At 44.1% G+C, this 13,241-nt stretch carries 4 protein-coding genes; all 4 read right to left on the reverse strand.

Features of this window, described 5'->3' with window-relative positions; translation table 11 throughout:
- Positions 1 to 37: 37 nt before the first annotated feature.
- Positions 38 to 4,027, reverse strand: a complete 3,990-nt coding sequence (locus QZ076_RS08185) for an SUMF1/EgtB/PvdO family nonheme iron enzyme (RefSeq protein ID WP_293712286.1) — start codon at positions 4,025 to 4,027, stop codon at positions 38 to 40.
- 220 nt (positions 4,028 to 4,247) lie between these two features.
- A complete protein-coding gene (locus tag QZ076_RS08190; protein WP_293712289.1) occupies positions 4,248 to 5,729 on the reverse strand; it encodes a RagB/SusD family nutrient uptake outer membrane protein in 1,482 nt (493 codons plus the stop codon).
- 14 nt (positions 5,730 to 5,743) lie between these two features.
- Positions 5,744 to 8,881, reverse strand: coding sequence for a TonB-dependent receptor (locus QZ076_RS08195; RefSeq protein WP_293712292.1), 3,138 nt, complete (start codon positions 8,879 to 8,881; stop codon positions 5,744 to 5,746).
- A 159-nt stretch (positions 8,882 to 9,040) separates the two neighbouring features.
- The gene (locus QZ076_RS08200) at positions 9,041 to 13,159 is read right to left on the reverse strand and encodes a two-component regulator propeller domain-containing protein (RefSeq protein WP_293712295.1); all 4,119 of its coding nucleotides are present in this window, start codon (positions 13,157 to 13,159) and stop codon (positions 9,041 to 9,043) included.
- Between the last annotated feature and the right edge of the window lie 82 nt (positions 13,160 to 13,241).

Here is a 13,241-nt window from a genome sequence, read left to right on the forward strand (position 1 = left end):
TCCTACTATAAATTGTTTAAAAGCGCTCACTATAATCTTAATCTTCAATGATCACACGGAAACCTACATTATGCACTTTCTGCCAGGGCAGATAAGATTTACGGAAATAAGCTGTCGCCGTTTTCGGATGATCTATCCATGAACCGCCACGAACCACTTTTTCCGCTCCGCGTCCCTGTTCTTTTTCGTTGTACGGATAAGGCAGATAATCGGAACGGGTCCATTCGGCAATATTCCCCTGCATATCGTATAATCCCCAGGGGTTAGCCTGATAACCGCCACCTTTCACCATCAACATATTACCGTCATCCACCCCATTATCTTTCGGTTGGAAAGTATAATATTTATACCAGGGATCTGTTGAACTCATCGGCTGGGGATCGACACCTCTTACCGCTAATTTATTCAATTGCTTATCCGCCATATTTTCATACGCAGCAAAATCAGTTTCTAATGCACCATACCAGAAGTCACTGTCGCTACCGGCCCGGCAAGCCCACTCCCATTGCACCTCGGTCGGTAAAGCTACCTTTAATCCGGTTCTTGCACTCAACTTCTCACAGAAATCCATAGCTTCTTCCCAACTGACACGGATAGCCGGCTGTTCCGGATTGTTTGCCGGATATCCCTCATGTACATGATCTTTCCAAAGCTGATTGATGAAGCGGCTGTTATGATCCGGGAAAACGGTACGGAATTGTTCGTTGCTCACTTCAATCTCTGCCATCCAGAAAGCTTTCTTTACTTCCTGCTTGTTTGCGGGCGAATAATCGGAATGTCCCCGGTTGCTTCCCATTACAAACGTACCTGCCGGAATACGGACAAAGTTCATCACGACACCCGGAGCCAGTTCGATACTTTTCTTTGTCTCCCGTTCTTTTGCCAACATTTCCCTGGCTGCACCGGCATTAAACGGCCAGCCTTTTACCTTCACCTCTTTATCCTTATATTCCCGACGTTCCGGTTTTACGGGAGAGGGTTTCGGCTGTTTATCCAGATAGTCGGCATAGTCACGGATCTCAGCCTGCCAGTCTACACCTGAACCGGCATATTTTTCCGTCAGTTCCGTACGGCGGCTGATCTGCTCCACACCTTTAAAGAGATTGGCCTTGAATTTACTGTGATAAGGAGCATTAAAGTCAATCCAGTTATAAAGGGTTTTCCACTCTTTATCTGTTAATTCTACTCCATGATGTCCGGTTCTGAGTATCCTGATCAAATCACTGGCAGATGCATGATACTCATACGGATTCAATACTTCTATTTCAGCTTCCGGCCCCTGACGATGAACATAAGGATGCAGATTCAGATAACTTTTACCGAATCCGGTAAATTCATCGATACGACCACCGGTAAAATCGGCTAATTTGTTGGAACCGTCATGGCAAGCGATGCATGCACGATCCAGAACCGGTTGGACTTCCAGTTCAAACGTGAACGGACGTTGTCCTCCTTCGGGTAGAGTAATCGCATGCGGTTTAATTGTCGATGCAACTACACGTTTCGGAATAGGTATCTGGTTCTGATCTTCATGGCAGCCGATACAAGATACGGTTTCACCCGGCATACCGGTCAGCCAGCTTCTCATCCATTGTACGGCCCGTCCGCACGAATCGAGCGGTTGAAGCGAGATCGGCGTGTTTGCTGGTATGGAGAACAAGGCGGAACCATCTTCCTCCACCGGGACAGTCCCCAGCAGGCGTTTAATATCCCAGCCGCTCTGTACCCCCTGTGCCCAATGGTCGGACGGGGTTTTATTATAAGCATATTCATAAGAAAGCACACGGAAGGCTTTCACCGTACCACGCGGTACGCCTTTCAACCCTTCCCCTTCATAGATATCCTGAATAAAGACAGTCGCTTCCTTCGTCCCGGGCTTCGTTCGATCGGGTATAACCGGAGGAACCGGTGTTTTTCTGACCGGTATCGGATGGATCAGGCCTTCTCCCTCATATTCTGCAATCAACGTCAGGTTGTCGAATACATCTACCAGATAGATTCCCCACAATGCATTCGGATTCAACTTGGCAGCTACCAGAAAGTATTTATCGTTCAACGGATAAGGTTTAATGAACTGTGGCCATACTCCGTCTACCAAACGGTCTTTTACGATCGGCTCTATCTTACGGTCGCGGAAAGGTAATTCCTGTACCATGCCCAGTTCTGCTTTACGTCCTTTAGACGGATCGAACAGGATCAGACGGCCTGAACGGGCAACGCCATGATGACCAGAGATTATTCCGATAAAACCGGATGCCTGTCCGGGAATCGGTTTGGCATCAAACGTACTGTTCGGGAAATAAGAGCCACTGCCATAAAGAGCTTTCTGTTCTGTTCCGTCCGGGTTCATGTGCATCACGAAACGGGAGAAATAATGCGTCAGGTCGGTATATTCCCAGCGGGTATACATTACCTTACCGTTGTTCATCAATACAGGCGACCAGTTGGCATCCTGGTCGAATGTCAGGCGACGCAACGATCGGTCTTCCGGGTTATAAAGCACCATATTACCGACTTCATCATTCCCGTTCACACAGGGAACGCCATTGTAACCGATATTGGATATAGCCATGATCTTTCCCGAAGGCAACCAGGTTGCATCAAAAAATTCCAGATCCTTTTCCGGCGAGTCGATCAGTTTTTTCAAACCTTTCCCATCCAGGCCGACTTCGAAAACCTGCCAGCGCTTATCTGTATCTACCATAGAGAACATGATACGATCGGCGTCCCAATGCAATTTCAGGTCGGGGACGGAAGATCCGTTATCCGGTTTAAAGACAGTACGCGATTGGATATTGCCGCGAAGATTGGAAAGCTCGACGATCTCCGCATCAAACCCGCCACGTGCAGCGGAAGTCTGATTCGACCAGTTATTGTTTTGCGTTCCCAACGACCGGGGATTGATCTGACGAGCAGACGTTCCGATACGGTAACGGCCTACGATCATCTTATCCATATCCAGTTCGGGATTGGCCAAGAGTATCTCCCGTTTTAAACGTAAAGCCTGCTGTGCTTCTTTTATTGTATTTTCATCGTTCGAATAGATACCGGAGAAACCTTTCCCTGCCAGTTCTTTCAAAGTTGAAAGTTTAGACTGATTGGCGGTCCGATCAAACGACTTATTCCTTTTCATATCATTGAAAGCCTCTTCGATGGCTTGTATGTTAAGCCAGCTCAAAGACTCTTGCAGTTCGTATACCTTCATGGCATCCTGTGCTATATTCAGGTAAGCGACTACTTGTTTATCCAGCTCTTTTTCCCGATCGGCTGTTGTAATACGGGAGGTAAAGTAATTCCTGTCTGCCAGCAGATCTACAACGGACCGGGCAATATGTTTTTCTATATTTGCATCATAAGTAGTGATCAACGCTTTCATGTCGCTTCCGGCAAACGGAAGGAATTGCGCCGATTCTGCCGGATAGCCGGCTATAATATCTTCAGATAACTCTTTGCCTGTTATCCCCTGCAAGCGGAAAATAACGGTTCCTGCGGAAGAGCGGTTTTCCAGTCCGATCTCGGCTTCGAAACGGACATATTTCTTACCCAAAGGAACCACGATCTGGGCGTTGGCATTGGCCATGATCGTCCGTTCGTATGTTTTCTCTTTCATAACGACCGGAACATCTTTGGCATTGGCATTGAAGACCAGGCGGCCTGTACCGGTATCCTTAAAAGTGTCTTTCAGGTCGTTCAGCCAGACGGAAGAGCCGTCGGCAGCAATCAACCGGGCGTTTGCCCATACGGCCTGGTCGTCGGCTGTCCCGTCGACGGTACCCCAGGTATAAAGTACCATCTCATCCAGTCCGGTGACATCGGCGGTGAATTTCTCGACTGCCTGTTTCGCTTTTATTACTTTAGAAGAAACCGGCAGGCTGTTTTTCTTCATCTGCTCATAAGCATTCTGCTTGGCTGCAGCAATTTTCTCTGACCAGGAGGCTGATGCAGTCCCTTTATTTTCCGGCTTTTGAGGAAAGGCGAAAAGTGAAAAGGCCAGACAGGTTGACAAAATAATTAACTTCTTTTCCATGATTCTATCTCTTATATTTTACTATCGGCTGCACTACCGGTTTAATATAATCTCTGACTGTTGTTGGTAACAGTGTGTCACTAACGCTAGTGACAGTCCCTTACTAATGTTGGTAACGATGTCTTACTAACGTTAGTGACACCGTCTCACCAGAGAAGGAAAGAAAGCCTCGCCAATAACGGCGAGGCTCCTCACCCATACTTAAGTTATTATCGAACGATCAATAGTTCGGATTTTGGATCAATACACCATTGGAGAAGTCGATCTGTACCTGTGGCAACGGAAAATATTCGTGTGCTTTAGACCAAGCTGTGATATGTCCGGCCAATAGCGGGTCGAGTTCCAGTCCGTTCAGTTTATCCATCATCTTCCAACGTTTCATATCGTAGTAACGGATCAATTCAAAAGGAGTTTCCACACGGCGTTCCTGACGGATCTTTTCACGCATCTGATCCTGAGTCAGATTAGCAGCCAGGTCACCCAGTCCTGCACGGTTACGCACCTGGTTCACCATTTCCGCAGCACCGGCAATTCCTAACTCATTGGCAGCTTCGGCTTTCAATAATAACAATTCACCCCAACGCAGGATCCCCCAATCCTGATCGCTTCGGTTACTGGCTTCCCAGGAATCGCCGTCTTTCATCAGCGGGGTCAACCATTTAACCATCGCCTTCTTTAAAGAACTCTTATTGAGCGAAACGACTTCTCCACCGGGCCATTGATACTGATCATCGAATGCTACAATCTGATTCAAACGATTATCGCCGTCTTCATAGCAATTTGTCAAATCAGCTACCGGACGAACTCCGGCATAGTTACCATATTTATGATCGAAATCATTATAGTTGTTCGGAGCAAGGAACTTGATTGAGAAAACAATCTCATTACTGGCTTCCTGTGTATCATAAGTGAAGTTGTCGGCATAACGTTCGGTCAGGGAGTAACCATCGATCTCGTTCAGCAAGTTATAAGCTTCCTGCACCTCTTCACGGTTGGTCACTTTTCCATCTTCTCCAAAAGCATGAAACATCAATACGCGTGCCTTCAAAGCCTTAGCTGCGCCCTTTGTTGCATGGCCGCCCGATCCCTTGAATGTTTTGTCATCCATCTTATCAATAGCAGTCTGCAAATCGCTGATAAGGTTCTTATATACATTATCGAGCGTTTCTTTCGGCATATTCTGGGTAGTGATATCCAACGGCACGGTTGGATACGGTACTTCTCCGTAACACAGATAAAGCAAATAATAACAATAGGAACGCAGGAACATCGCTTCACCTTCGTACTGGTTGCGTATGCTGCTCATATCGCCTCCTTCATAGTTTTCCAACTGATACAAAAAGATATTCAGGCGGGCGATAGCAGCATAGGCTTCCTTATAAAGATCAGGAACAAACCCTTCCATCGCAGCATCGATATTGTCGGCCTGTATCAGGTCTGTCTTATAGACATAACTGGAACCGGAACTACCGTAACCATTATCGGTCAAACAGTCGTAAACAACCATACCATATGATAATGTCTTGGCTTGCATAATATTATAACAACCGGCCAGAGCCGAGTCGAAATCGGATTTGGATTGCCAGAAGATGCTTTCTGACGGAGAGGTTGTCGGGGGAGTATCGAGAATGTCTGAACAGGAAGATACTGTCATCATACCGGCAACCAATAAAGAGATATATAATAGTTTATTCATTTTCATAACTTATGATTTAATTAGAATTCAAGATTTACACCAAATGAGATAATACGGTTCTGCGGGTAATATACCAAACGCGTACCTTTCGTCGAGTTATAGTTACGTTCCGGGTCGCCTCCTTGTGGGAATTTGGTAAATGTCAACAGGTTATCACCCGAGAAGTAGAAACGCAGGCGTTCGATCTTCGCTTTGCTTGTTATTTCTTTCGGCAATGTATAACCGAATGTCAGATTCTTCAAACGGAAATAAGAGGCATTGTGCAACCAGTAAGTACTTTCACGCTGATTCTTTGTTCCACCCATATCGGCAAAATACAAACGCGGATATTTCGCATCGGTATGTTCTTCCGTCCACATATTGTCGATATAATCCTGAGAGATCGGTGATCCCTGATAGAACGGACGTAATCCCCAACCGGTAGCATAGTGCTTTGCACCCTGCACACCTTGTCCCATCAAAGAAAGGTCAAACCCTTTCCAGCTGGCACCGAGATTCACTGTATATTCGAAATTCGGAGTACGGCCGTCAAGTACAGTACGGTCATTCTCATCAATAATACCGTCGGGAACTCCGTTCGGGCCACTGATATCAGCGTATTTGATATCTCCCGGCAATGTGTTGTCATTAAATTGCTTCGGTGAACTAGTCACTTCTGCTTCATCTTTGAAAATACCGATAGCTTTATAACCATAGAATGACTCGTAAGGCAAGCCTTCGCTATAGATCAAACCCTTGGAAGAGTCAATAAAGTCAGCACCGTATTTCGTTAATTCGTTTCTAGTACGATCGAAGAAAACACCTGCATTATAATTCAGGCCTTTGAAGACACCTTCCCGGATATATCCGTTATAAGCCAACGTAACTTCGACACCTTTATTTACCATTTCCCCGATATTGACATTCGGAGGAGTCAAACCCAACAGCGAATTGCCCTGTGCCTCGCGAAGAATATCGTAAGCTCTTTTCTTATACCAGTCGAATGTAATATTAAAACCATTGAATGCCGTAATATCGACACCGAAGTCACCGATAGAAGTAGATTCCCATTTCAGGTCGCGGTTACTGATCTTAGTTTGTGCCACTCCCGATTGCAGGTTCGAATTGTCAAAACTGTAATCCTTACCGGTCGTAACCGATGCATAGTAGGCATAAAGATCCACATTCTGATTACCCAAGATACCCCACGAACCACGTAGTTTCAAGCTATTCAGCCAACTCCAGTCCAGATCCTTCATCCATTCTTCTTCAGTCACACGCCATCCCACAGAGAAGGAAGGGAACAGACCCCAGCGAGTTTCGGAAGCAATACGGGAGCTACCATCGTAACGGGCGTTCACCTCTAACAGATAACGCTGTTTGAAAGCATAGTTGGCACGGAAAAAGACAGACATGATCCCCCACTCTTCCGATTTACCTTTATTTGTCTGGACTGCAGATGATCCGGCATTCAGTTCATATAACGGGTAATCGAAGTTCTGACGATAACCTTCCAGATTATCCAACTTATAATACTCCAGGTTGTAACCGGCCATTACTGAAAAATCATGTTCTTTATTCGGTGTTGTCCAGTCGTATTTCAAATAGGTATATAAGTTATAGTAAGAACTGTTGTCCATCGTACTGGTCAGACCTGTACCGTTTGTATTCAAGGTACCGTTCTGAACACCGTCGTGATAATAGTAAACCGGTGTCGGAAGTGCCCCCCAATCCTTTACATGCTGCTGTTTGTAACGCATAGCTCCTTTGGTGTACCAGCTCAGTCCTTTGATCGGATTTACTTCCAGCCAGGCCTGCGCATTGACATCGGTATCGACATACTTTTTGAAGTTCTCCGTTTCTACAATAGCCACCATGTTTTTGTTATTGCTTTCAAAAGTAAATGCTTTGGAAGTATAACGTTTCACGCCTGTTCCGTCGTCCGGCAGCCAGGGCATATAAGTCGGTGCCTGTGAAATCGTCGACAGATAAGCATCCGAATCACCCTGACGGGTTTCCTGACGGTTACTGCGGCTACCAGTAAAGTACATACCGAAACGCATCCAGTCGTTTATCTTTGAAGTCAGGTCAAGTGTTGCGTTGTAACGCTGAAACTCCTGTCCTCTCATGGTACCCGGTTGGTTAACCATACTTAATGAAGCATTGTAAGAAGTCTTTCCGCTTGTACCGGAAACACTCAGATTGTGCTGGTGTACGAAAGCCGGATCAAACATGTAATCGACCCAGTCGAAACTCGGATACTTGTTCGGATCGGACGGATTCGTATAGTTCGCAATCATTTCCTGTGAATAACGGTCGGTTGCCGGAGCATTCGAGTTATCTTTTGCCATATTGAAATACTTCATATAGGTAGGAGAGTCCCAGATCAAATCCAACAGGTTGGTCGGAGTATGAACGGCAAAGTTTCCATTGTAACGGATAGAAACGCGATCTTTCACATCCGAACCGTTCTTTGTAGTGATCAGGATCACACCATTTGCAGCACGCGAACCATAGATAGAAGCCGATGCAGCATCCTTCAATACCGAAACGCTTTCGATAATGTTAGGATCAAGGGAGGCAAGATCTCCCTCGACACCGTTAATCAGGATTAACGGGTTAGAACCGGTACTGGAATATGTACCCTGTCCACGCACGCGGATCTGAACGTTTTCGTTACCCGGCTGTCCTTTATCAGAAGTGATACGCAACCCAGGCATCTGTCCTTGCAACATTGTCGAGGTATTAGCTACCGGACGTTTGGATATTTCTTCACCCGTGACGGCTGCAACAGCACCGGTCAGGTTTACCTTCTTCTGCGTACCGTAACCTACAACAACCACTTCGTCCAGATTCTGAGTATCTTCCTGAAGAGTAATTTTCAAACGAGCATTACTGGCCACTTTCACTTCGTGGTCTTTGTATCCCAGATACTTTACCAAGATAACATCTCCGATCTTAGCCGGAACGGAAAAGTTTCCGTCTACATCTGTAATGATCCCTGTGGTTGTTCCTTTCACTAGTACAGATACACCGATCATCGGTTCTCCGAACTCATCCAAAACGATTCCGGAGACCGTCTGTGTTTGCGCAAACAAACTTAGACTTAAAGTAAATGCCACCATTAATAATAGTAATCGTCTAAACGATTGTGTGGCCTTTTTGATTTCTTTTTTCATGCATTCATGGATTTAATTAGACTTAAAATTTCAACAAATTCAATGATACAAAGAAAAGTATTCCCTTTATTACAAAAGAGAACAGACTTCCAATTTAATATTAAATTATTCTATATGAATAGATTGATACAAAAGTGACAGGAAAGTGATACAAATTTATCAGCTGCCCTGTTGCAGATTATCATTATCTTTCATCTGTACAAACTCTGTCGGGGTGTAACCGTAAAAAGCTTTGAAGGAGTTCGAGAAATAAGAATGGCTGTTAAATCCTAGATGAGTCGCTATCTCGGAAACATTCATTTCCGATTCTTTCAATAATCTGGCTGCCATTTCCAAACGTTTGTTACGGATCAGTTCCATCGGGGAAAGCTCGGTAATGGATTTTAGTTTACGGTATAAGTTAGCCCGGCTGATACCGATCTCCGTACATAATAATTCCACATCCAGCTTCTCGTTGGAAATATTCCGTTCAATCACATCAAACAATTTCTGTGAGAAACGTTCGTCGGCCGATTTGACTTCTATCCCCATCACTTCCGGAGAGAAACGTTTTCCGTACAGTTTTTTCAACTGCTCCCTGGAAGCCAAGAGGCTGCGGATACGCGTTTGCAACACATCCATATTGAACGGTTTGACGATATAATCGTCTGCTCCGGCCTGGAATCCTTCCTTTATATGTACCACCATGGAACGTGCCGTCATCAGGATCACCGGGATATGTCCTACCCGGATGTCGTTCTTAATCATGGTACAAAGCTCCAGCCCGTCACGCTTCGGCATCATGATATCGCTGAGGACAAGATCGGGAAAATCCTGGATCACCTTTTCGTATGCCTTTACTCCGTCCGCTGCTTCTATAACGGTGTACTCGGTTTCGAGGCTCTTCTTCAAATAACTACGCACATCCTTGTCGTCTTCGACCAATAAGATTTTGTATTTCGTATTTTCCGTTTTTTCAGGAGCTGGAAGTGATGCAGATACATCTTCCGTATTCGTTACTTCCGATATTTTATCAAACTCCATGTTTTCAATCTGATCTTCCGTGAAAGCTGAGCGGGAAATCGGGAGGATTACAACAAAACAAGCCCCTTTCTGCTCAGTATTGTCCACGTAGATAACCCCATGATGGAGCTGTACGATCGTATATACAAGACTCAGGCCTATTCCCGTACCGGACAGGTTAATCCCGGATGTTTCCGGGATCTGATAAAAAGGAGTAAATATCTTATCTAGCTCCCCTTCTTCGATACCTTTCCCGGAATCTTTTACTTTCAATACCAGATAGTTCGCATTCTCTTCTTTATACAAGCTATCGGTACGTTTCGGGTCCAATCCGCTCAATGAGGTTTCCGTAACTTCCATCGTGACGGTCTCACCGGACGGAGTATATTTGAACGCATTCGATAAAAGGTTAAATACTACCTTCTCTAAAAGGGACTTATCGAACCAGGCCCGGATCGTTTTAGGGGTACAGTTCAACGAGAAAGCAACTTCATTAGTTAAAGCAATCTGGTTGAAAGCATAATAAATCTCTTTTATATATTCGCAAACATCCCCTTCACTGACCTTCAACTCAAGGCTTCCCGCCTGATTCTTATGTAAATCCATCAACTGGTTCACCAAAAGTAAAAGTTTCTGGGCATTCTTGTAGATTATAGAAAGTTTCTGATGTAGTTCCATCGGAATATCCACACGCTTGACCAATTCTTCAAACGGAGTGATGATTAACATCAAAGGGGTACGCAATTCGTGGGAGAAGTTCGTGAACAAGCGGATCTTGGCATCATGAAACTCTTCCTGTTTTTGTTTCTCCAACTGCTTCATTCTCAAGCCGGCTTCCAGGTTACGCTTGATGCTCACATAACGAAGGATAGCATAACCGATGGCTGCCAATGCGATCATATAAAATAAGCAGGCATACCAGGTTCTCCATAAAGGTGGTTGAACAATAATAGTCAACGAACGTCCTTGTTCATTCCATACCCCGTCATTATTAGAGCCTTTCACATGAAAGACATATTTACCCGGACTCAGGTTGGTATAAAATGCCGAATGACGTCCTCCTACATAATTCCAATCGTTATCATATCCTTCCAGTTTATAAGCATATTGATTTTGAGTAGAATAAATATAGTTCAATGCCTGGTAGGCGATCGAAAAGTTATTCTCGTTATAATGTAAACGGATCGTATCCATACTATCCAGCACTTTATCCAGAATATCCGATTCATCGCCCACTGCTATCGGCTGGTTATTGACGGAAAGTTGTTCCAATACCACAGACGGGATGTTTTCATTTTTATCCATTGCTGTCACCTGGAAAGTAACGAAGCCATTGCTTCCGGCAAAACACAGATTACCATCCGGCAAAGCAATTCCACTATGCAATGTAAACTCGCGGATATCAATCCCGTTATGACGATGGTAGTTTCTGACTTCTCCATCCGCGGGATCAAACATGATTAATCCGTTTACGGTGCTCATCCACAGTTTTTGGTCGCTGCTCTCTACCAAGGTACAGATGTTATTATCCAGCAATCCCTGTTTAGCGGTCATGATCCGTTGGATATGGTTTGTTTTGTCAAACTTAAAAATACCACCGCCATAAGTAGATACCCATATTTCACCCGATTTTGTACGGATAATAGCTGATATATAATTATTGGGAATACGGAAACTTTCCACCGATGCTTCGTTGGAGTATTTCATCAACTGTTTCTTATTCGTATCGAAACGGAGTAGCCCATCCGCCGTACAGCCTAACAGCAAAATGCCATCTTCCTCTTCCAGAATACAACGGACATTTGACAGATAAAAAGGTTCATCTTGATTATTGGTAAAAGTCGTTACCAGTTGATCGTTCACAAAACAAGTCAGGCCGAATTCCGTCGATGCCCCTCCTACCCACAAATACCCTTTATGGTCTCGCATAATGGAGTAGATGGAATATTCCACCGGATATTGATAATAAAGAGTAAACTTCTTTGTCTTGATATTAAACTTATAGATCTCCCCTTTAGTGGTTCCGCACCATACATATCCGTCTTCATACAAAACAGATTTGATGATATTCGTATTAAAAGCAAAATTAGCCGAAGGATCTATCAGGTAATATTGTGACTTCCCCGTCTGGTTATTATAATTCAAGAGCCCGTATCCTTCTGTGGCAATCCATAAATCCGAAGGAGACTCATAGGTTATTGCTCCATAAATACCGGTGCGGATATTCAATTCATCTTCAGGTCTGTGAAGCACAAAACGATTGGTGAATTTATTCAGATAATTGATACCGCCTGCAAATGTGCCGACCCATAACGTATGATCGCGGTCCACATAAAAAGCATAGACGGAATAATGACTCAACGAATGGTTAACATCATCATAACCGGACACTTTTACTACCTGTCCGGACTTGAGTTCAACAGAGAATATTCCGTCGAAAGTTCCTACTAACAGTTTTCCTTGCCACTCTATCAGGCACCGGACGGAATTATTGCTCAACCCGCTATTTTCACTTGTAAACGAGAGAACATCATTATTAAGTAAATCGATCTTATTTAATCCGTACTTGCTACCGATCCATATTTGCTTATATACATCTTCATATATACAGGTGATATCATTATTATTCAACGACATATTTTTCGACTCACGGGTAAAATGGCTGATTACATTCATATTATGATCACACAAGTATACACCTTTTTCCCTCGTTCCAATCCAATACCTGCCCGAGCTGTCTTCAAAGATAGTGGATAGAGTAGTACCTTTAAATTCATCGTCCAACAGGATTTGTTCAAAACGATCTTCTTCTCTATTATAACGGTTTAAACTTCCTCTGATCTCAACCCAGAGATCACCGGCAGCATCGGTATATACTTTAGTGACACCTCCCTGAGTCAATCCGTCAGTTGTCGAAGTATATCTTTTAATCTGATCAGTATTCAAATCTATCCTGTTCAATCCCTTATTGGTAGCTACCCAAAGATAACCTTCCCGGTCTTCAGTAATCGAAGTGATGGAATTGCCGGATAAACTTTGATCATTTCCGTCTTCCCGGCGATAAATCACATATTCCTTTCCGTTAAACCGGTTCAGCCCGTTCTTGGTGGCAAACCACAGATACCCTTTCGAATCCTGGTATATATCCATGACGGAAAGCTGAGAAATGCCTTCATTCAAATCCGAATTAAAAGAATACAAATAGTTTGTCTTTTCGGCATGTGTAATTAATACGGAAATGATTATGAATAGTGTAGGTAAAAATATCCTGATCATACATGTAGTAGTTTCAACAGTGATTTTTGTTATCAACCACAAATATAATAAAAAATCCGATAGAAGGGAATAGGTTTATTTT

The sequence above is a fragment of the uncultured Parabacteroides sp. genome (assembly GCF_905196875.1).
In the GTDB taxonomy this organism is placed as follows: Bacteria; Bacteroidota; Bacteroidia; order Bacteroidales; family Tannerellaceae; genus Parabacteroides.